The organism is Paenibacillus sp. Paensp111 (assembly GCF_059492195.1).
In genome coordinates, this window is the sequence record NZ_CP168527.1 from 3,009,928 (window position 1) to 3,030,278 (window position 20,351).

At 47.6% G+C, this 20,351-nt stretch carries 23 protein-coding genes and 1 riboswitch; of the genes, 9 read left to right on the plus strand and 14 right to left on the minus strand.

Features of this window, described 5'->3' with window-relative positions:
- Positions 1–27: 27 nt before the first annotated feature.
- From ACEN86_RS14005 to ACEN86_RS14025, 5 genes are all read left to right on the plus strand, one after another.
- Positions 28–366, plus strand: coding sequence for a L,D-transpeptidase (locus tag ACEN86_RS14005; protein WP_495631228.1), 339 nt, complete (start codon positions 28–30; stop codon positions 364–366).
- A gap of 188 nt (positions 367–554) precedes the next feature.
- A complete protein-coding gene (locus ACEN86_RS14010; RefSeq protein ID WP_495631229.1) occupies positions 555–935 on the plus strand; it encodes a MerR family transcriptional regulator in 381 nt (126 codons plus the stop codon).
- Positions 932–1,702 carry a carboxymuconolactone decarboxylase family protein gene (locus ACEN86_RS14015; protein WP_495631230.1) on the plus strand — a complete coding sequence of 257 codons (771 nt, stop codon included), beginning with the start codon at positions 932–934 and terminating at the stop codon, positions 1,700–1,702. Before ACEN86_RS14010 ends, ACEN86_RS14015 begins: the two co-directional genes overlap by 4 nt.
- 91 nt (positions 1,703–1,793) lie before the next feature.
- Complete coding sequence (locus ACEN86_RS14020) at positions 1,794–2,678, plus strand: molecular chaperone DnaJ (RefSeq protein WP_495631231.1); 885 nt, start codon at positions 1,794–1,796, stop codon at positions 2,676–2,678.
- A 117-nt stretch (positions 2,679–2,795) separates the two neighbouring features.
- Positions 2,796–4,046 (plus strand): methyl-accepting chemotaxis protein, encoded by a 1,251-nt coding sequence (locus ACEN86_RS14025; protein ID WP_495631232.1) that lies wholly within the window; start codon positions 2,796–2,798, stop codon positions 4,044–4,046.
- 69 nt (positions 4,047–4,115) lie between these two features.
- On the opposite strand, the gene ACEN86_RS14030 is transcribed toward ACEN86_RS14025, so the two are convergent.
- The gene (locus tag ACEN86_RS14030; protein WP_495631233.1) at positions 4,116–5,165 is read right to left on the minus strand and encodes a DUF4349 domain-containing protein; all 1,050 of its coding nucleotides are present in this window, start codon (positions 5,163–5,165) and stop codon (positions 4,116–4,118) included.
- Between the two features lie 142 nt (positions 5,166–5,307).
- Positions 5,308–7,083, minus strand: coding sequence for an ABC transporter ATP-binding protein (locus ACEN86_RS14035; protein WP_495631234.1), 1,776 nt, complete (start codon positions 7,081–7,083; stop codon positions 5,308–5,310).
- Positions 7,084–7,256: 173 nt separating this feature from the next.
- On the opposite strand from ACEN86_RS14035, the gene ACEN86_RS14040 reads away from it, so the two are divergent.
- The 3 genes from ACEN86_RS14040 (at position 7,257) to ACEN86_RS14050 (ending at position 10,009) form a co-directional block, all read left to right on the plus strand.
- Positions 7,257–8,147, plus strand: coding sequence for an AraC family transcriptional regulator (locus tag ACEN86_RS14040; RefSeq protein WP_495631235.1), 891 nt, complete (start codon positions 7,257–7,259; stop codon positions 8,145–8,147).
- A gap of 78 nt (positions 8,148–8,225) precedes the next feature.
- Positions 8,226–8,380: riboswitch (FMN riboswitch) on the plus strand.
- Positions 8,381–8,519: 139 nt separating this feature from the next.
- Entirely contained in the window at positions 8,520–9,476 is a 957-nt protein-coding gene (locus ACEN86_RS14045; RefSeq protein WP_495631236.1) for a DMT family transporter, read from the plus strand.
- Positions 9,477–9,595: 119 nt separating this feature from the next.
- A complete protein-coding gene (locus ACEN86_RS14050; RefSeq protein WP_495631237.1) occupies positions 9,596–10,009 on the plus strand; it encodes a hypothetical protein in 414 nt (137 codons plus the stop codon).
- Positions 10,010–10,102: 93 nt separating this feature from the next.
- On the opposite strand, the gene ACEN86_RS14055 is transcribed toward ACEN86_RS14050, so the two are convergent.
- From ACEN86_RS14055 to ACEN86_RS14080, 6 genes are all read right to left on the minus strand, one after another.
- On the minus strand, positions 10,103–10,555 hold the full coding sequence (locus tag ACEN86_RS14055; RefSeq protein WP_495631238.1) for a PTS sugar transporter subunit IIA: 453 nt from the start codon (positions 10,553–10,555) through the stop codon (positions 10,103–10,105).
- Positions 10,556–10,593: 38 nt separating this feature from the next.
- Entirely contained in the window at positions 10,594–11,961 is a 1,368-nt protein-coding gene (locus ACEN86_RS14060; RefSeq protein WP_495631239.1) for a PTS fructose transporter subunit IIC, read from the minus strand.
- 13 nt (positions 11,962–11,974) lie between these two features.
- Positions 11,975–12,928, minus strand: a complete 954-nt coding sequence (pfkB, locus tag ACEN86_RS14065; protein ID WP_495631240.1) for a 1-phosphofructokinase — start codon at positions 12,926–12,928, stop codon at positions 11,975–11,977.
- Between the two features lie 11 nt (positions 12,929–12,939).
- Entirely contained in the window at positions 12,940–13,710 is a 771-nt protein-coding gene (locus ACEN86_RS14070) for a DeoR/GlpR family DNA-binding transcription regulator (protein ID WP_495631241.1), read from the minus strand.
- Between the two features lie 276 nt (positions 13,711–13,986).
- Positions 13,987–15,201: an MFS transporter gene (locus ACEN86_RS14075; protein WP_495631242.1), complete on the minus strand. Its 1,215-nt coding sequence runs from the start codon at positions 15,199–15,201 to the stop codon at positions 13,987–13,989.
- A 57-nt stretch (positions 15,202–15,258) separates the two neighbouring features.
- Positions 15,259–15,744: a MerR family transcriptional regulator gene (locus tag ACEN86_RS14080; protein ID WP_495631243.1), complete on the minus strand. Its 486-nt coding sequence runs from the start codon at positions 15,742–15,744 to the stop codon at positions 15,259–15,261.
- Between the two features lie 175 nt (positions 15,745–15,919).
- Here ACEN86_RS14080 and ACEN86_RS14085 point away from each other — a divergent pair, with 175 nt between their 5' ends.
- Positions 15,920–16,573: a DsbA family oxidoreductase gene (locus ACEN86_RS14085; protein WP_495631244.1), complete on the plus strand. Its 654-nt coding sequence runs from the start codon at positions 15,920–15,922 to the stop codon at positions 16,571–16,573.
- Positions 16,574–16,594: 21 nt separating this feature from the next.
- On the opposite strand, the gene ACEN86_RS14090 is transcribed toward ACEN86_RS14085, so the two are convergent.
- From ACEN86_RS14090 to ACEN86_RS14115, 6 genes are all read right to left on the minus strand, one after another.
- Positions 16,595–16,918 (minus strand): (2Fe-2S) ferredoxin domain-containing protein, encoded by a 324-nt coding sequence (locus ACEN86_RS14090; protein ID WP_495631245.1) that lies wholly within the window; start codon positions 16,916–16,918, stop codon positions 16,595–16,597.
- Positions 16,919–17,020: 102 nt separating this feature from the next.
- Complete coding sequence (rpmG, locus tag ACEN86_RS14095; RefSeq protein WP_495631246.1) at positions 17,021–17,170, minus strand: 50S ribosomal protein L33; 150 nt, start codon at positions 17,168–17,170, stop codon at positions 17,021–17,023.
- Positions 17,171–17,215: 45 nt separating this feature from the next.
- Positions 17,216–17,485, minus strand: coding sequence for a 30S ribosomal protein S14 (gene rpsN, locus ACEN86_RS14100; protein WP_495631247.1), 270 nt, complete (start codon positions 17,483–17,485; stop codon positions 17,216–17,218).
- 121 nt (positions 17,486–17,606) lie between these two features.
- Positions 17,607–18,329: a DUF1361 domain-containing protein gene (locus ACEN86_RS14105; protein ID WP_495631248.1), complete on the minus strand. Its 723-nt coding sequence runs from the start codon at positions 18,327–18,329 to the stop codon at positions 17,607–17,609.
- A gap of 156 nt (positions 18,330–18,485) precedes the next feature.
- The gene (locus ACEN86_RS14110; RefSeq protein ID WP_495631249.1) at positions 18,486–19,217 is read right to left on the minus strand and encodes a ThuA domain-containing protein; all 732 of its coding nucleotides are present in this window, start codon (positions 19,215–19,217) and stop codon (positions 18,486–18,488) included.
- Between the two features lie 175 nt (positions 19,218–19,392).
- A complete protein-coding gene (locus ACEN86_RS14115) occupies positions 19,393–20,319 on the minus strand; it encodes an aldo/keto reductase (protein ID WP_495631250.1) in 927 nt (308 codons plus the stop codon).
- Positions 20,320–20,351: the final 32 nt, after the last annotated feature.

Here is a 20,351-nt window from a genome sequence, read left to right on the forward strand (position 1 = left end):
GGATTTGAGTAACAAGGAGTGAACCAAGTGCCCCAGTATCGGATCATCGTAGATTTGTCGGAAAGGCAGCTGTACCTGCTGGATGGGAATACGGTATATCGGGCGTTCCCCGTAGGTGTAGGCCGCATGTTAACCCAGACCCCCACAGGCGAATACACCATTATTAATAAACAGGCCAATCCGGGTGGACCTTTTGGTGTCCTCTGGATGGGACTATCCAAGCCTCATTACGGAATTCACGGTACGAATGATCCCGCGTCGATCGGGCATTATGTATCCCACGGATGCATCCGAATGTACAATGAGGACGTGGTCGCATTATCGAATCTCGTACCGGTAGGAACGAGAGTAACCATACGTCAATAAGGCAGCAGGAGTTCTGCCTGTCCGCTTAGAGAAGGATGAGAACCTGATTTCAGGTCTCATTCTTTTTTTCACGTGCGCTGATTCCAAGTACCCGTACCCTGCTCATCACCTCTGTATATTTTTACCTTTCATGCTGTTGACTTAGAGCGCGCTCTAAGTTGTAGAATGAGTTTATGGAACAACAACTATTGAGTATAAAAAGTATATCCGAGTTAACCGGCATCAGCACATACACCCTGCGTTATTATGAGAAAAATGGGCTCATTCATCCGATTACACGAGCTGCAGGTGGACGCCGGCAGTATTCCGCAGGCGATTTGGAATGGATCCGGTTCCTTCTCCGTCTTCGGACAACCGGAATGTCCATTCGACAAATGCAGCAGGCTGCACACCTAAGAAGACAGGGTCCATCCACTGCCAAAGAAAGGAGACAGCTTCTCGAATCCCACCTGGAATCTATTAAGAAGCAGATCGAAGCTTTACAGGAACATCAAGATGCGATTGAGGACAAAATCAAGGTCTATACACAATGGGAAACAGACTTTTCCCTAAAGGAGGAATTCAAATGAATCATGCCTATCACAAAGGCGAACAGCTGTTGATGGATACATACCCGGAAGGCATCAAAGCCGTCCTGGATAGTTTAAGTGAGCTCTCTCCGCATATCGGTAGATATATAGTTGAGTTCTTCGGACAAGTGTTCACGAATCCCCTTCTATCCTACAGCCAGCGTGAAATGATTACGATCGCCGCGCTTACATCACTAGGAGATTGTCCGAGCCAGCTGAAATGGCACATTCAGTTCGGGATGAAGGCCGGTCTTGCTCCGGAAGAAATCGTCGAGTTAATCACCCATACGATTCCGTTTAGCGGCTTCCCTCGCGCGCTGAATGCAATCTCAGCTGTCAAGCTGGTGTTCGAGGAGCTAGGTATCCGGATAACCGTTCAGGATGAGCTCCTGAATGCCGGGAGTATTCGCGCTGCGGGACTTGAGAAGCTCCAAGAAATTGACGGAGAGCATGGCGTGCAGGTACTGGAGTCACTTGCCGGAATCGCCCCCGTGCTGGCTGACCAGATCGTCGATTTCACTTTCGGTGAAATTTACGGCAGAACCACGCTCAGCGCCAAGCAAAGACAGCTGGTTACACTGGCTTCCTTAACGGCTCAAGGGGGATGTGAACCGCAGCTGCGCGTACATATCCATGCGGCACTTCGTGTAGGGCTAACCCGGCAGGAAGTGATCGAGGCCTTGCTGCAGTGCTACCCTTATACTGGATTCCCTAAAGTGCTTAATGCGGTTAGCACGGCGCGCCAAATTTTCGACTCCCAGAAGTGAGATGCTGATGGATATTTTCATTTCATTCCCCCACCCCTTATAATTGGAATTACAGAACTTGTGATAACAAAAAAGGGGAATTTAGATGGATATGGACAACGATTCTGATTTGAAGCACTCCTACGAAGTGCTTGATTTACCGGACCATGCCTCCCGGGAGGATGTAGAGAAGCGGTTCGATATCCTTGTCAGGCAGTACCGCTCCAAGCCTTCCGAGGAGTTCGAGCCTATCGCTAAGGCATACCGGAATATTACGGGAACACAGGACAGACAGAAGTTCGAGGAACTTTCCAGAAAGAAGTACGCCAAGTACAAGGGCTTCGCGGGACCCGCTGAGAAAATTGATGATTTCTTTCGCCTGTACAAAGCCAGATTCTTCGCCGGTCTAATTGCTCTAATTGTGGTTATTGTTGGTATCAATGCTTACCTGAATCATAGAGCGGAACAGGAGCGGCTCGCCAAGCTGCCCCCGGTTGATTTGTCGGTTATGATTCTAGGAGACTTCTCTCCACTGGGCACTCAGGAAGGAACAGCGGCGATTGAGGAATCTCTGAAGGCTCCTTTTCCCGAATGGAAAAGAGTAACCGCCGTGCTCTCCTATCTACCCAAGGAGGGCTTAGGACAGACCAGCATGGCATTACAGCAGAAGGCCCTGCTGCAGCTTAGCACCGAAACCCCGGATCTCTTCATTATGGATAAAGAATCCTATGCCTGGATCGCGAAGAGCAGCGCCCTTATGAACCTGGATGCCGTAGCGAAGAATAGATTTGGGCCGCTGCTACAGGAATCCCAGATCCTTAAGGGTAAGCAGGAGGAGAATCCGGCCGAGCATATTTACGGCATCGATGTCTCGAACACCCCTCTTGCAGCTAAGCTTCAGCTTACCCACACGGATGTCATTCTTGGCATTCGAGATGGTGCAGCCCATCAGGAGCAGGCGATTCATTTTATTGAACAATATCTCAAGAGTAAGTGAACTGAGCGGTTCTACATGTGAAATAGGTATACCGGCCCCCTATCTTTATATAGACCATTTATCCTGCACGATGTTATAATATGGAAACGGGTCTTATAAAAGGGGGACGATTTTCCTATGTCATGGTTAAACAAGCTACCAATGTCAACGAGAATTACAGCATCGTGCTATTTGATTGCCGCATTGTTCGGAATTCCTGTTCTGGTAACCTTCCTTCTGCTAGGAAATGTACTGGTAGGCATTGCATTGATCGTGGTACTCGCGGTCCTGACCTATCCACTTTCACGCGTAATTGAGAAAGCGCTCACATCTTCCTTTGATGAGATCACGAGCGTAACTAACCGCATTTCCAAGGGTGATTTCACGCAAAGAGCAGATGAGACGGGAACTGCCAGCAGCTTAAGCCGCTCTTTCAACAGCATGGTGGACAAGCTGACTCAGATTCTAAGAGATGCTTCAGGAATCACCAGTCAGGTCATGAATGCAAGTCGGGGAATTTCAGATAAGAATCAGGAGCTTTCCACGGTCATGCATCAGGTTGCAATTTCTGCACATGAACTCGCAGTCGGAGCTAACGTGATTTCCCAGGACGTTGCCGGTATGACAACCGCCATACAAGCGATCGAGCAGAAGGTCGGCAGCTACGCCGACTCAACCAAGGAAATGAATGTGCGATCAGCCCATACTCTCAGCCTCGTAGAACAAGGAAGTCAAGCTGTGGAGAAGCAAGCGGAAGGCATGCAGCGAAACATCGAGGCAACCAACAAAGTAAGCGCAACTATAGATACTCTCTCCAGAAATGCTAAGGGAATTACCAAAATCACCAAGACGATCTCCGAAATTGCGGAACAGACGAATCTTCTCTCGCTCAATGCTTCGATTGAAGCTGCACGTGCGGGTGAACACGGAAAGGGATTTGCTGTTGTGGCTGAAGAAGTCCGCAAGTTAGCCGAAGAATCAACACAATCCACCAAGGAAGTATTCGAGCTCGTAAGGAATATTGAGATGGATATAATGCACGCGATTAGCCATATATCTATTAATGAAGAGGTTGTCCGTACTCAGAACGAAATGATTAAAGAGTCCAAAGAGATCTTCCAGCAGATCGTTCAAAGTGTTCAGTTCATTACCGAACAAATTGAAGCTTTCTCCAAAGAGAGTGATGGTATGCTTGAAAGTGCCCACCAGATTTCCGGCGCGATCCAGAATATATCCGCCATCACGCAGCAATCGGCAGCCGGTACCGAGCAGGTATCCGCGTATATGAACGAGCAGATCTCTTCCATCAAGCTCGTTGCCGACGAAGCAGAAGCCATGAATCAGGCGGTGTTCAAGCTTCAGAAGACGATACACATTTTCAAATTCTAATCCAGCTTTACGTCGAGATCCCCCCTAACCTACGGCTTATAAGCCATAGGTTAGGGGGGATCTTTTATTTTACGAATTCCTATCTGCGTTCTTGTCTTCTACTACATTCGTATCTGCATTATCCTGGGCCTCACCAATTGTACCCTCTCTCAATTCATTCCGTGTAGCCGCCCTCCGCTGAGCTCTAACTTTACGCACTCTCCAGATCACTGTTACCAGAACAGCCCCTATTATAAGAATAGGAAAAGCACCTGCCAATACAATAACAGTCCACTGCAGAAGCAGGGAAAGGACGTGAAGCGTGCCAGATAATGCTTCCTTAGCCTGCTCCATTAGCGGGGTGTCCTCTTTCCCGGAATCTACCGTATTGTCCGCCCCATCCCGCTGAAAGAGTTGGATTGTCACAGTAGAATAAGCAACATTATTATCTATAAACCTCATTCTTCCCTTTGCCTGTTCAATCTCTTCCTGGATGCGCCCCAGCTCATTTGCAAATTTAACAAGCTCGTCGGTCTTGGTGGCTTTCTTCATGAATGACGTGTACCGCTCTTCCATGATCAGCTTGGCTTTCAATCTGGACTCGAGATCAATGTATTCCTCGGTTACATCCTGGCCCTCAATATTCTGCTCCAAGGTTTCATGCTTAATCTTGCCGATACGGTCAATGAAAGAAGTGAATCCTGCTGCGGGAATCTTGATGATGAAGCTGCCTCCCAATTGCTGATCGCTCTGATTTTCCGAGAATTGAACGATATACCCACCAGCCTGACCGACTTGGTTCTTAATTTCCGCCTGGACCTTCATATAGTCCTTGACGCTCATCGATAATTCAGCCTTGTAGATGAGCTTCTTATCCGCGCCCACCTTGTTCTCGCTGTCTGTAAATCCCGATGCAGCCTGCTTCGAATCGTTCGCAGCAGTTGTATCAGCTGTAGCTTCTTTAGCTTGACTGTTGGTATCCGAACCGGATACAGACGAGGAATGCGCCGAACTCTGAACGTCAGATGCAGCCCCGCCGCTTAGCTCCTTACTCGAGGAGCTGCTGCCAGACGAAGAACACGCTCCAAGCATAAGAGCAAGACCTAACACCAAGATACTCATGAACCCCCGTTTTAACATTTCAGATCCCCCTGTTTTATTCTAATAGTCTCTCTCCACTCCAACGCTTACAAATGCTGGAAAGTTGCACCTCGTCTTGATCCATGACAAAAAAGCAGCCCTCATGGGCTGCCTATGTGCTTAATTCATTAAAACGACTGCTTTACATATTCTTAAGCTTGTAGAACTCACCTTTCTTCTCGATCAGCTCGTCATAGGTCCCGCTCTCTACGATCCTGCCCTTCTTCATGACGACAATTCGGTCCACATTCCTTACGGTGGACAGCCGGTGAGCAACGATAAAGGTCGTTCTTCCTTCCATCAGCTGTTCCATAGCCTGCTGCACATGCCGTTCAGACACGTTATCCAGCGCCGACGTCGCTTCGTCAAGAATAATAATCTTGGGATCACGCACAAGGGCTCTTGCGATCGCAATACGCTGACGCTGACCGCCCGACAATCTTCCCCCGTGTTCCCCGACAGAAGTGTCAATCCCTTGCGGAAGACTATCGATAACATCCTTCAGATTCGCCATCCAGATCGCTTTCTGTAGATGCTCTTCCGAGATTTCGGGGAGCCCATAGGTTATGTTCTCACGAATCGTGCCCGAGAAAAGAATGTTGTTCTGCAGTACAATCGCCAGGGATTGTCTGTAACGCTTCATGCTCAGCTCATCCATGGGAATCCCGTCAATCCAGATACGTCCGGCCTGAGGCTTGTAGAAGCCGATAATTAAGTTCAGGATCGTTGATTTGCCTGATCCGGATTCGCCTACAAAGGCGATTTTCTCGCCAGGCTTTACGTCTAGCGTGAAATCACTCAGCACATGACGGTCGGACTCCTTATACTTGAATCCCATATTCTCGAACTTGTAACCACCGTGAATGACCTCAGGATTGACTCGCCCTTTATATTCTTCCGTCTCCTTAGATAGCAGAACCTCGGATACAGAATGAAGCGATTCAAAGCCCTTCACCAGGTTCGGATATACGTTCAAGATGGAGCTTACCGATCCGATAATCATATTGAAAAAGCCTTGATACATCACGATGTCACCGATCTCCATCATACCAATACGGGCCAAATAGGCTGTGAAGAAGAGACAGCCGACCTGGAACAGCTGGAAGACCACCCAGCTTGTTGAGCCGAAGTAGGCCTCAAGCACATCCAGCTTGTATCCCCGCTCACGGATATGCTGAAGGGCCTTATCCACCTTGCGTATCTCCACATCTTCCAGTCCGTGTGCACGGGTTACCGGAATCATCTCCACTGTCTCGGAGACAGTACCCGACATCTTCTCAATATTGCGCCGAACCTCCCTGTTGCTGTTCGACATCTTCGTCCGGAAGAACCGAACGAGGTAGATTGAGGTAGGCGCCATAAGGATGAAGAATAACGCAACGATCCAGCTGTGGTACAAAGTAAGTCCGATAATGATAATTAAGCTGATTACCGAGGGAATAATGGTCATCATCATTTGTCTGGACAAGAAATCGATAGCCTCCACGTCCCGAAGCACCTTCGACTGGAGTCTTCCTGCATTCATGTCCCCGTGGTAGCCCAGCGAAAGCTGCTGCAGCTTGCGAACCAGCGTACTGCGCAGTCCGGCTTCCACATGACGGACGGCCATGCTGATATTGCTGATATGAAGCGTGTGTGTGGGAATGTTCTGCAGAATAATGACAACAATGACCGCAAAATTAATCCAGAACTCGGATAGGGAATGCCGCTCCGGATAGCTAACGAGGTTGATAATATTCGCTGTAACCACGGGAAGTACCCATACAGGCAGTGCCTTCAGTGTAAAGTAAAAAGCCGATAGCGCTACTTTGCTTCCGTGATCTTTAAAAAGTCTGGCCAGCAGGCTTAGCGGTTTCATTTTGGCTACCTGCTCACTTTCGAACCACTTCGTATAATCCAATGTTTCTAACCTTGCCATTTCCTTCACCTGCTTTTTTACTTATGATATGAATAGAGACTTCCTATTTAGAGCTGGCTGAACAGCACAGAAATAAGTATAATTCTACAGGCCCAGATCATCTATAACATAATCGGCCCCGATTCTAACACAAGTTTAACCAAATCGGACATTCAGGGGAGTTGTTATTCATCATGAGAAATTTACCGCCGGAACGATGGTTCCCTCATATACGTTCAGAAATCTGTATCTATTCTCCCCATACCCGCACTGTAACCAGCGGTTGGACCTGCGGTCGTCATGTCCATCACATGCTCTTCGAGATTAACCTCGTGCTGGCAGGTACTCAGACAGCTATAGTCGGTTCCACTGAGTACGAGCAGCAGGCCGGAGATCTGATGCTCATATCTCCCATGCAGATGCATGATTATCAGATAAGAGGACAGGATGATGCAACTTTCTTCGTCATGCATTTCCAGGTGGATGATCCGATATTTCTTAAGCTCTTCGAGATGAATAATAAGGGACTTTATCCGAAGGGACATCCCCTTAATACTCTGCTCGTTCCGCTGGTAGAGAGTCTGATGGAAGCACTTTACGACAACTCTAAGTCGACCTCAAGATTGTTCCTTCATCTATTCACCCTGATAACTGAGCTCCAGTCCTATTTCGATCATGAGAATCAGGGCAAGGAGCCGAATCTGCGCTCAGAGCTTTCTTATCTGATTGCTAAGCAGGTGGAGACGCTGGTCTTGTCCTCAGATACGAACACCCCGGATATCACGGGTGACTGGCTCGAGAATATCTCACATCAGCTCGGCGTCAGCCGCCGCCACTGTCACCGGGTATTCAAGCAGTTCTACGGGATGTCTCCGCGCGAATATTTGATGATCCTCAAGCGGCAGGAAGCGATGCAGATGCTGGTTAGCAGCAGTGAGTCTATTGAGAGCATAGCCCACCGAATTGGATATGAGAATGTACAGAGCTTCAGCCGCCAGTTTGTGGCCTGGACCGGATATACACCAGGAACCTTCCGAAGGAACCATCAGGACGAAGTGCTGCATTTAACACCGCTTGATCTATAAAACGGTCATAAAATATTTGAGACTGTCATATTGACAGTAAGCGTTTCCATATAGTTAGATGAGAATAACTAATCGAATATGGATCTTCGGGGGCAGGTGAAATTCCTGACCGGCGGTGAGGGTTCGTACGTGAACCTCAAGCCCGCGACTCGTCATGATTGCTCAAGCAAAGTGGCGACTGACTTGGTGTGATTCCAAGGCCGACGGTAAAGTCCGGATGGGAGAAGATCATACAGCAAGCCGAGTTACGGTTCTATTTCCGTTCACAGTGGCTTGTTTGATGAGCCCCCGTGTGTACTTGCTCAAGTATACATGGGGGTTTTCTACATCGAGGTCCAATATTCAAAACTATTCAGTTAGGAGTTTTTGAATATGGAAAATGTCAACACTGCACTAAATTACAGCCGTAGACGTGTAGGTACCGGATTCTGGTTCGTCGTCCTTGGGGCAGCGCTTTGGGGTGCTGATCCACTGTTCCGGATTCAGCTGCTGAAGCACCTGACCTCGGCTCAAATTGTTCTTCTGGAGCATGTCCTGTTATTCCTGTTCGCGGCGCCGGTATTATGGTCCCACCGTAGTGAACTTAAGTCCATTCGCCTTAAGCAGGCCGCTGCCCTTCTGTTTATTTCCTGGGGAGGCTCCGCGATTGCCTCCATTCTATTCACCCAGGCCCTGTCTTCCGGTAGCGGCAATCTCAATGCCGTCCTACTGCTTCAGAAGATGCAGCCTTTGTTCGCGATTGTCATGGCAAGACTTATTTTGAGAGAAGCCCTTCCTAAATACTTCTCAGGGCTCATTATCCTGGCTATTGCCGGAACTTATTTATTAACCTTTGGATGGACACTCCCGATTGGCAATTTTAGCGAATTCATTCAAGTTGGAAGTCTGCTCTCCCTTGGCGCTGCTGCACTTTGGGGAGGCTCCACAGTTATGGGACGCTATATGCTTCGGAGTATGAAATATGAGACGGTAACTTCCCTGCGCTTCATGCTTGCCTTACCCCTGCTGTTCCTGATCACCACTTCAGAGAGCGCCCCTTGGACGCTTCCTTCCGGCGCGGGTGAACTTACAGCCACCACGGTGAACATGTTCCTGCAAGCGTTGGTTCCGGGTCTGCTTAGTCTCCTTCTCTACTATAGAGGGCTATCCACGACCAAAGCTTCCTTCGCTACCCTTGCTGAGCTAAGCTTCCCGATGGTTGCCGTACTGGTCAACTGGATTGTCTTCAAGCAAGTCATAACCATGCCTCAGTTCGTTGGGTTTATTTTCATCTGGCTGGCTTTGTATGTAATATCCAGACAACAGCAGGACGAGGATACAATACACTAGATGCCTAATAAATAACCAGTCTCCGTGAATGATCCGGGGCTGGTTATTTAGTCTCAAGTACACTTTTATAGGGGGGGAATCTCAGGTTGATATCCCCCTAACTTAAAGGGGAGAAATTAATGACGATCGAGGACAGACTGGAGCTATTAACCCATCAGGTCAATCTTTTGAAAAAAATGATTCCTTCAGATGCTTATCCTTTCTTTATGTTTGCACTCAATCATAATTTCGACGAGAAACAAATGGTCGCAATCTTAACGATTGTTCGCATATTAAATTGGCGTTTCAAACAAGACTATGCTTCACCGCCCATGCTTGATAGACAAGAGCTGCAAGACAAGCTTAGCCCATATTCAATTAGTGTAGATCACTTGACGAGGAAGGAACTTCCCACATTTGAAGAATTCTCGGGCTTGTCCAATTCAATACTCGGAACGAACTATAAGGTCAATCACCTATTACTAAGTTTGAAAAGCCAGCATATCTTCCCTGCATTAGTTGACTACCTGCTAAACCAACAACAGAATTCCTGATTCAACCGGTCAACTGACCGCATGAATTTTAGATCTCAGCCTACCAAAAAAAGCCGCCTTGATTCATTCAAGGCGGCTTTTTGTTATACACTTTTAGATACTCTTCACAATCTCGATCACTTCGTCCACCGATTTAGCATTCAGCAGCTGCTGTCTGAACTCCTCGTGGATCAATTTACGGGACAGGGCAACCAGGATCTTCAAGTGCTCATTACCCACATTCTCTTCCGGTACAGCAATCATGAATACCATCGACACAGGCTCGTCGTCAAGGGATTCCCAATCTGCCGGTGCCGAGAGTCTGGCGAATGAGAGGCTTGCTTTCGCTACCCCTGCAGATTTACCGTGAGGAATGGCCACACCGAACCCGATCCCTGTTGAGCTTTGTTGTTCGCGGGCAAGCACAGCCTGCACGTACTGCTCCAGGTCAGTTACTGACCCTGATGCCTGAAGGCCACCTGCCATCTTGCGGATAATCTCTTCCCTGCTGCCGGACTCCAGTGGCAGGAAGATGGAATCTTTATTTAGCAAATCATGAATATTCATAGCTGACAACTCCTTTTTTAATACATATACCCCAACTGTTAAGCAGCGGCTTTATTTCTTTTGAACAAGTTCACGCAGAGCGCAGTAACAATCGTTCCAACCGCAATGGCAAGCACATACCACAGAATATTATCGATCGCATTAGGAATAGCAAGAACGAAGATCCCGCCGTGCGGAGCATGAAGGCCAACTCCGAAAGCCATGGACAAGGCTCCGGCAACCCCTGAGCCGATCATAAATGCAGGAATTATGCGCAGTGGATCTGCCGCTCCAAAAGGGATAGCTCCTTCGGTAATGAATGACAGTCCGAGGACAGAAGCGACTTTACCCGCCTCGCGTTCTTCCTTGGTGAATTTCTTAGGTGCAAGTACTGTAGCCAGCCAAATTCCAAGCGGTGGTGTCATTCCAGCCGCCATGACGGCTGCCATCGGACCGAACAAGCTGCTTGCAAGCAAACCTGTGGCGAAGGTGTAGGCCGTTTTGTTAAAAGGCCCGCCCATATCGATTGCCATCATCGCACCAAGTACGGCTCCAAGAATTATAGCATTCGCTGAACCCATGGTCAGGAGCCAAGATGTCAATCCGTCCATCAGCCATTTTAGAGGATCTCCAATTACATAGATCATTAGCAGTCCAACAACTAATACAGATAACAAAGGAATCAGCAGTACAGGCTTGAGCCCTTCCATAATTTTAGGCAGTTTAAGGTATTTGATTAAGCCTTTAGCAACATAACCGGCAAGGAAACCGGCGATAATGCCTCCCAGGAAGCCTCCGCCAATTTGGGTAGAGAGCATTCCGCCGACCAGGCCTGGAGCTAATCCAAGCTTACCGGCAATGGAGAAGGAAATGAATCCGGCAAGAATTGGGACCATAAGTCCCATCGCCGCTTTACCGATTGTCAGCAGCTGGAATCCGAATGTTCCTTCTGCAGGCTTGAGACCGAATATAAAGGATAGGGCAATAATGAGACCTCCGGCTACAACCAACGGAAGCATATTGGATACACCATTCATCAGGTTCTTATAAATGGAATTGCCTGAGCCCGTTTCTTTCTCTTCGGTTTTTGCTCTCGCCGCTGGTGTTGTTGATGGGGCAGAAGGCTGTTTGGAGAGTGCCTGCTCGATCAGTTCTCCTGGTCTCTTAATGCCATGAGCAACCGGTACTTTAACAACCGGCTTGCCTGCGAAGCGTTCTTCCAATACATCGGTATCCGCTGCGATAATAATCGCATGGGCTTCCGCAATTTCCTCAGGAGTTAATTCGTTCTCTACTCCCATCGCCCCGCGCGTTTCAACTTTAATAGGTACATTTCTCTCTGCTGCTGACTTCTGCAAAGACTCTGCTGCCATATAGGTGTGTGCAATTCCTGTTGGACAAGCTGTAACAGCTAATAATTTCTTCATGTTATCTTCCCCTTTAGAAGCTGATAAAATCAATGTTTTCGATACCTACTAAATTCAAGCTTTGAGCAACCTCATCTATACTGCACACTTCTGTTCCATTCTTAGATGCTGTAATGGATCCCGCAGCTGTGGCCCAGCGGGCTAGCTCCTCCAGATTGTGTCCGGCAAGGATGCTGGAAGATATGGAGGCTACCATGGAATCCCCGGCTCCCACCGTACTTTTCGGCTCAATAGGGAAGGGGCTGGCTTTAAGCACTTGGTCAGCGCTTACAAAGATCGCACCTTCAGCTCCCATAGAGACGATGACAAGTTGAATGCCTTCACGAAGCAGAGTTCGGCAGGCCTGAACAACAGCTTCTGTGGACTCCAGCTTCTGGTCCATAAGCTGCTCCAGCTCATGAATGTTGGGCTTGATCGCATAAGGCTTTCCTTTAATTCCTTCAGCAAGAGCCTCACCATCCGCGTCCAGTATGGTCTTCACGTTCTTGCGGCCTGCCATGTCTGTCAGTGTCCGGTAGATATCCACGGGTATACCCGGAGGAATGCTTCCACCAAGAACCAGAACCTCGGCCCCTTCGAGAAGGGTCTCCATCTGCCTCATAAATACCTGAACATCACGCTCATGGATCAACGCGCCTCGTTCATTGATCTCCGTTGTAATGGATGTAGATGCATCCACGATTTTGAGGTTCGTTCTCGTATCCCCTTCTACCTGGATAAAAGCCTGCTCAACTCCGAGCTGGTCCAGATCTCCAAGTAGCTGACGTCCGCTAAAGCCTCCCGCGAAACCCGCTGCTGTTACAGAGACTTGAAAATTTCTAAGTACCTTCGCTACGTTAATTCCTTTGCCGCCCGGATCTATTCTGATCTCTTGTACCCGGTTAAGCCCACCGACCTGGAATTCTCCAAGTGTCACTGTCTTATCCAGCGCAGGATTTAAGGTCACCGTGATTACTGATGGTTTCATCTCAATTTCTCCTATTCTGAAGCGAGTGTAACATCTATTTCCAGCTTATTAAGTTCATGGATGAAGTCTGTCCGTACTCCCTGATCAAAGATGCAATGATCGATATCAGAGAGATCAGCAAACTTGGCATATGCAACTTTACCAATCTTGCTGTGATCCGATAGCAGGATGACTTCTCCCGCAATTTGAATCATTTTGCGCTTCGTTGCTGCTTCTACCAGATTTGGAGTTGTAATTCCCTGCTTTAAGTCGATCCCGTTCGTTGCGATGAACGCTTTATCTACCCGAATCATGTCCAGCGATAGCTCGGTCATGGGACCGACAAAGGCCTGAGTTTCGGGCCTGAGAATACCGCCTAGCAGGGTAACTTCTATATTTCTGCTGTCCTTCAGTTCATTAAGTACCAGCATGGAATTGGTAATGACACGAATGGAAGTGAACTGCTTGATCTCCTTGGCCAAATGAAGGGTGGTTGTTCCAGAGTCCAACAGAAGGGTATCCCCTTCCCGGATTCGGCGTGCCGCTTCACGGGCAATGCGTTCTTTCTCGGGCTTAAGCACATCTTCCTTATCCAGAATGCTCGGTTCAAATCCCGCACTTTGAATCGCCACGGCTCCACCATGTGTCCGCTTTAGAAGTTTGGCCTCCTCAAGCTCTTTCAAATCCCGGCGGATTGTAGATTCAGACACTTCGAAGTTCTCGCTCAGTTCCTGAACCGATGCTCTTTGATTGCGCTCGAGATATTGAACCAGCTGTGATTTTCTTTCCTCTTCAAACAACAATTTGGAATCACCCTTTCTCAAATGAGCAATTCTGTGAGCGTTCAAGATCATTTGCGATCACTTATGCTCATTTATGATTATAATAGCGTTTTCAAACTTTGTAAATAGATTATTTTTGCTCATTTATGATTGGTTGTACGATAAAGTACGCACGCACGCAAAAATCCGCCATTTCAGAAATGGCGGATGCTTTAGATCGTTTATTTTACTGTCATGACCTGACCTGATGAATGCTGAATCACATGCCTAGTTATCATTCTACACTGTCCAGAACCCTTAATGTCCGCCATTTCTATTGATATGATCCAGATGTCTGCGGCGGATAATCAGAACCATTACACCCAGCATAACCATAAATGCCCCGAACCAGAAAGGCGACTGCGCGGTTGACCACTCAGACAGCTTACCCGCCAGCCAAGGGGACAATGCACCCCCAAGAAAACGTACAAAGCTGTAGGAAGCTGATGCCGTAGCACGTTCTACGGGTGCCGCCTGCATAACCGCCGTCGTAATCAGCGTGTTATTGATCCCCAGGAAAATCCCTGCAACAATGACCGCAATGATAACTGTTGCCGGAGAATGATTAATGGTGCCCACAGCCATAACAGCCAAATCCGCTGCGAATAAAGTCAGCATCCAGCTGATCGATTTGACAAGACTAAACCGTTTTTGAATCTTTGGTGCTACCAGAACAGAGGTAATCGCCAGCATAATTCCCCAGCCGAAGAAGACATAACCGAGTCCATGCTCATCCAGCTTCATCACATAAGGAGAATAAGCCATTAGTGTAAAGAACCCGAAGTTATATAGAAAGGCAACAATAGCTAGAGTGAGCAGAGCCGGATAACCTAGTGCCCGAAACGGGTCTGCGATCGAGCTCGTCTGTTTTGGCTTTGGTGTCTTAGGCAGTACAAATAGGATAAAGATAAAACCGATGACCATGAGTGTGCTGACCCCGTAGAAAGGTCCCCGCCAAGAGATGGAGCCCAGTTCCCCGCCTAGAAGGGGCCCAACCGAGATCCCGAGGCCTAGTGCCGCTTCATAAAGAATAATGGCTTTAGCCGTTCCCGATTTGGAGAATCCCACGATCGCCGACAGGGCGGTCGCAATGAACAGGGCGTTACCTAGTCCCCATCCTGCACGGAAGCCGACAATCTGGCCGATCGTATGCGAAGCACCGCCAAGACCTGCGAAGATAATCGTCAGAACCATCCCGGACAGAAGCGTCCATTTTACACCCAGTCTGCTGGATACTACCCCGGTAATTAGCATGGCTATGCCTGTAACCAGATTATAACTTGTGAAAAGAAGAGATACCTGGCTCTTGCTCGCATGCAGCTGCTCAGCGATGGCTGGCAGGATCGGGTCGACAAGACCCAGACCCATAAAAGAAATAACACAAGCGAAAGCTACAGCCCATACGGCTTTCGGCTGAGATAATAATCCCGAAGATTTCTGAAGATCTCCGGCCAGTTTAGACTCTGATTGCATACTAGAATAACCTCCACTTAGATAAAATACGTGCGTTAGATGCAGACTAGATTCGTCTCATGTAGCTGGCGCAGTCGAATCTGAATTTGAATTAGGAACGCGACCCGGCTCCATGCCAAGCGCCCTAAGCTTGATATGAACTTTATCCCGGAGACCCGTCAGCTCACTTTGGAACTTAACAATATTATCCATTTTGCGAGCGAGCAGCTCTAGCTGTTCAGATAGTACTTCTTCGATTTCCAGAAGCTTATCCTTCCGCTGCTCATTCGTAAGCTGATCTTTCTCTCCTTGATACTTTTGATTCTTACCCTTCAGCAGCTCCTCAATCGTCACGTACTTATGAAGCTCCTGAAGCGAGAAGCCCAGCACTTCCTTGGCACTGACAATCTTGTTCAGGAGAGCAATATCCTCCTGGGTATACAGCCGAATCCCCCCTTCACTCCGCTTGGGTGAGGGAAGGAGACCGAGCTCTTCATAGTACCGGATCGTGCGTTTAGTCAGGCCCGTTTGACACGCTACCTCTTCAATTTTGAGCACATCCAAGACCTCTTTTCTGGGCGTTTGATATGTAAATATTATAATATACACTTAACGTTAACGTCAATAATTATATATGTAACTTTTTATATATTAAATTCTAGGTGATTTGACACCCTTTTATAAAGTAACTATGATTATCCCAGCAAGAAGATTACATTCTAGGCAGTACTGGAGGTAAATGATGAAGGTAGAAATTTGGTCTGATTATGCATGTCCTTTTTGCTATATGGGAAAACGTCGATTTGAGCAAGCCCTGCAGCAATTGGCAGATACAAGTGACGTTGAAGTGATCTACAGAAGCTTTGAGCTTGATCCGCATGCCAAACGGGATGTGGATTATGATGTTCATGACATGCTGGCAGGCAAGTACGGAATGACCCGCGAACGAGCCATAGCCATGAACCAGGATGTCACCGAACAGGCAAAGTCGGTTGGACTTCAATATCGGCTGGATACAACGATTCTGACGAATACGCTAGACGCCCATCGTCTAACTCATTTCGCAGCCAAGCACGGGAAAGCTTCCGAGATGAATGAGCTACTGTTCCAAGCTTATTTCACGGATTCCAAGCATATCGGTGATCATGCAGTGTTGTCTGCTCTTGCTGGCCAGGTTGGTCTTGACGAACAAGCTGTAGCAAATATGCTCAGTCGTGACGATTATGCGGGAGAAGTTCGGGCTGATGAACAAGAAGCGTCGGAGCTTGAGATCCGCGCTGTTCCCTTCTTCCTGATTGACCGTAAGTACGCGATTACAGGCGCACAGCCTGTTGAAGTGTTTCTTGAGGCGCTTCAACAGGCTAGCGAGGCTTCCCAAAGCGAAGCACAATGATCTAAATAAAGAGGCGACCCCTTAGGTCGCCTCTTTATTTTTGCCTACATCATATGAAATATGCTTCTTCATCAGCTTGCCCTTCGCAAGCTTCCTGACCAGCTTGCGACCCGCTCCAGATGTCATTTCCTTGTACCATACTCCCGCAGGATAGATCACTGCATTGCAGGCATCCGAACACCTCTTCAGGCACTCCGTTCTGGTCACTAGAATCGAAGTCGTCGCCTGGCTCTTGATTTCATCCCGAATTGAAGCGGTGATTTCTTCGGCTTTGTTCTTTTTGCAGCTTGAACCATGGCAGATCAGGATATGATGCTGCAGCTTATCCAGATTGTAGTTTCCCACAGACGGCACCACCTTATGAAGTGACTCCTAAGTTATTATTTAACCAAATCCTGCGGGCTTATAGGCACAGTAGTGTAAATACTCATGAATTTCGATCCAATCTTAACGTGTCTCTCTATGGATCGTGTACTTTTTAAGCCTAGGACAATACTTGCGTAGTTCCAACCGCTCCGGATGATTCCTCTTGTTCTTGGTTGTTGTATAGTTACGGTCTCCACATTCTGTACATGCTAAAGTAACAACTACTCTCATTTATTCATCATTCCTTTCTCATGTTAGATCATCGGTTGAATCTGCTTACCAGCTGGCCTTCTTAACCCCGGGGATCTGTCCCTTATGAGCAAGCTGCCTAAATACAATCCGGGACACCTTGTACCTCGATAGGTAACCTCTGGGCCTGCCCGTAATTTCACAGCGGTTCTTCAATCTTGTAGGCGAAGCATCCCGAGGAAGCTTCTGCAGCGAGGCATAATCTCCTTGTAGCTTCAGTTCCTGCCTGCGCTCTGCATACTTTGCAACCATTTCTCTGCGCCGCCTCTCTTTCACAACTTTAGACTTTTTCGCCATGGCTCTCTCCTTTGTTAATTGTAATTATTACGATTAATAAAATATAGTCTACATTCTGTTCCTTTGTCAACTGTGTAATCACAAAAAAAACGTACCAGGAGAGCGAAGTCCCGGTACGCCTCTATTCTTGTTGTCTCATCCTGCTAAATCCAATGATTATAAAGTAGCTGAACAGAAGGATGATCATGATCATGCCTGTAAAAGGAATCATACGCCTTAACTCTTCCGTATCGGTGAACATCATTAACACTTGTTGAACCATTTGCTGCGGACTCCCGATAACATCCCAGCTGTTCCAGCGAATGAAGCGGCCGAGATAGATCCCCATGCTTGTCAGCCCCAGCATAACGATTGCAAATATCCAGGATTGCGCTCTGCCGAAGGACCTCCTTACTAATTCCTGTACAGACAACAGCGAATATACCCCTAGGAGCAGACCAATCACCGCTGCAGAAAAGAACAGCAGCATATGATACCAGAATTCGATTCCCTGCCAGAAGGGCTCACCATACTCTCTCTGGAACATCACAAAAGGATGGAACTGGTCTGTTATTAAATAAGCAGAATTTGGATAGAAGAGCAGCCAAAGCGTTCCCGCCGCAATAAATAAAAGAAGCCTAAGTACCCGATTTTTCTGTATATATACATAGATCCAATCAAGCAGTAAAGCAAACCCTGCCGGCATCCAGGCCAGGAACATATTCCAGTATAAGAACCTGTAGATCTCCCGATTCGTGTACGCTCTTATGTAACTGCCCAGCATAAGGCATAGAACCGAGGCTGCGAACAGAAGCAGGAGGATACCCAGCTTATTTTTGATATTCACTTCATTAAGTCTCAGCATGACTCCCCCATTAAATATGGAAAATATAGTCTCTCCTTCACTGTATCACAGTTCAATACCTGTCTGCATATTTTCCGTCCCTGTTCCTTATCAACAAAAAAAATGACCGTTTGGCCCGTAATGTTAACGGACCAAACGGTCAATCATGCAAATGTATTACACCAGAATACCTTTGTGGATAGCTCTAACCGGCTCGCTGTTACCAAATACCGGCTTTAAGGTATGAACCGGATTGGCCCAGTTCACGCCATTAGCAATAACACGCAGGATTTCCTTGTTGTAGTAAGTTGGGTAAGTCTCATGACCTGGGCGGAAATAAAAGATCTTCCCTTCCCCCCGGCGGAAGGTGCAGCCGCTGCGGAAGACTTCCCCGCCTTCAAAATTACTGATGAAGACCAGTTCATCCGGTTCTGGAATATCGAAGAACTCACCATACATTTCCTCATGCTCAAGGATAATACTTGCGTTAACGCCATGAGCAATAGGGTGTGTAGGATTGACATTCCACAGAATTTCCTGTTCGCCCACTTCACGCCATTTCAGATCGCAGCTCGTGCCCATTAACGCCTTAAATGGTTTGGAGAAATGTCCGGAGTGCAGGACAACCATTCCCATCCCCTGCTGAACACGCTGAGCTACCTTGCGTGTAATTTCGTCACTTACACGGTCATGTGCCATATGTCCCCACCAGATCAGCACATCGGTAGAATTCAATACCTCTTCAGTCAGACCATGCTCAGGCTCATCTAAAGTTGCAGTACGAATGGAAAAACCTTCTCCGGATAATCCTTCTGCTAATGCAGTATGAATACCTTCAGGATAGACAGCTCTAACTTCGTCGTGAATTTTCTCATGAACAAACTCATTCCATATCGTCACGTTAATCATCGTCAATTGTTCCCCCTGTTAATGATCCTTGATTACAGTTATATATTCTATTCCGAATCGCAGCGAAATCATATGAACAAAATGGCTGAAACATGCACAATCTGGTCAAAGTTCATTCGTAATCACGCAGTATATTCCATAATTAGGCTGGACCATACTGTTCATGAAGCAGGACCTAGCTGCGGTCATCTAGCCTATGCTCCTGATCGTAGTCGGTCGATTTGGTTAGCTGCTGAATTTGCTCATATTTATTGGGCGACAGGCTGGAGTCCTGGCCTTCCTGGACATTTCTTACAATTTGCTGTGCAGAGCTTGCACCCGGTATGATAGCTGCCACAGCTGGATGATAGAGAGGATACCGAAGTGCGGTTTGATGCAGCGAACCTCGATTATTCGATATTTTCCTCAAGTCCTCTCGCAGCAGAGCAAGCTGCTTCGGCGTGTAGTCCAAATATCCTTTATCTGATTTATGCTTGCCATCCTCCGTCAGTATTCCTTTGGCCAGCGGCCCTCTCGCAATCAGGCTGATGCCATGTTTGGCAAGCAGGGGCAGAATTTGTTCCTCAGGTCTTCGATCCAATAGACTATATTGACTCATCACGCTAACAATGCCGGATCTATTCACATATTCATGAATCACATTCGGGCGGATTGAGGATATTCCATACTGCCGGATTAACCCTTCCTGCTTCAGTTCTTCAAAAGCCTCTATTGTCTCATCAATGGGATCATCCAGTGTGCCTCCATGGAGCTGGTACAAATCAATATAATCTGTTCCAAGCCTTCTCAGGCTTTCCTTCACTGCGGACTTTATGTAAGACTTTGATGGATCCCATACCCATCCATCTTGTCCTTGAATTCGCCGGTTGCCCACCTTGGTAGCCAGAATGATCTGTTCGCGTCTCCCTTGTATAGCTTTGCCTACAAGCTCCTCGTTACGACCTTGGTCATAGAGATCAGCGGTGTCCAGGAAATTAATCCCTTGGTCCAAAGCTTCATGAATGAGACGGACGGCGGTCTTCTCCTCGGTCCCAATGGACATGCAACCAATGCCAATCTCACTTACATACAGGTCTGACTGACCCAGCCTATTTTTCTTCATCTCGCAACCTCTCCTTCATGAGCTTCGTGTTG

Coding starts and splice junctions, on each gene's coding strand:
- ACEN86_RS14015 (WP_495631230.1), top strand. CDS start 932: ATGAATCATGCCTATCACAAAGGCGAACAGCTGTTGATGGATACATAC.
- ACEN86_RS14020 (WP_495631231.1), top strand. CDS start 1,794: ATGGACAACGATTCTGATTTGAAGCACTCCTACGAAGTGCTTGATTTA.
- ACEN86_RS14025 (WP_495631232.1), top strand. CDS start 2,796: ATGTCATGGTTAAACAAGCTACCAATGTCAACGAGAATTACAGCATCG.
- ACEN86_RS14030 (WP_495631233.1), bottom strand. CDS start 5,165: ATGTTAAAACGGGGGTTCATGAGTATCTTGGTGTTAGGTCTTGCTCTT.
- ACEN86_RS14035 (WP_495631234.1), bottom strand. CDS start 7,083: ATGGCAAGGTTAGAAACATTGGATTATACGAAGTGGTTCGAAAGTGAG.
- ACEN86_RS14040 (WP_495631235.1), top strand. CDS start 7,257: ATGAGAAATTTACCGCCGGAACGATGGTTCCCTCATATACGTTCAGAA.
- ACEN86_RS14045 (WP_495631236.1), top strand. CDS start 8,520: ATGGAAAATGTCAACACTGCACTAAATTACAGCCGTAGACGTGTAGGT.
- ACEN86_RS14050 (WP_495631237.1), top strand. CDS start 9,596: ATGACGATCGAGGACAGACTGGAGCTATTAACCCATCAGGTCAATCTT.
- ACEN86_RS14055 (WP_495631238.1), bottom strand. CDS start 10,555: ATGAATATTCATGATTTGCTAAATAAAGATTCCATCTTCCTGCCACTG.
- ACEN86_RS14060 (WP_495631239.1), bottom strand. CDS start 11,961: ATGAAGAAATTATTAGCTGTTACAGCTTGTCCAACAGGAATTGCACAC.
- pfkB (WP_495631240.1), bottom strand. CDS start 12,928: ATGAAACCATCAGTAATCACGGTGACCTTAAATCCTGCGCTGGATAAG.
- ACEN86_RS14075 (WP_495631242.1), bottom strand. CDS start 15,201: ATGCAATCAGAGTCTAAACTGGCCGGAGATCTTCAGAAATCTTCGGGA.
- ACEN86_RS14085 (WP_495631244.1), top strand. CDS start 15,920: ATGATGAAGGTAGAAATTTGGTCTGATTATGCATGTCCTTTTTGCTAT.
- rpmG (WP_495631246.1), bottom strand. CDS start 17,170: ATGAGAGTAGTTGTTACTTTAGCATGTACAGAATGTGGAGACCGTAAC.
- rpsN (WP_495631247.1), bottom strand. CDS start 17,485: ATGGCGAAAAAGTCTAAAGTTGTGAAAGAGAGGCGGCGCAGAGAAATG.
- ACEN86_RS14105 (WP_495631248.1), bottom strand. CDS start 18,329: ATGCTGAGACTTAATGAAGTGAATATCAAAAATAAGCTGGGTATCCTC.
- ACEN86_RS14110 (WP_495631249.1), bottom strand. CDS start 19,217: ATGATTAACGTGACGATATGGAATGAGTTTGTTCATGAGAAAATTCAC.
- ACEN86_RS14115 (WP_495631250.1), bottom strand. CDS start 20,319: ATGAAGAAAAATAGGCTGGGTCAGTCAGACCTGTATGTAAGTGAGATT.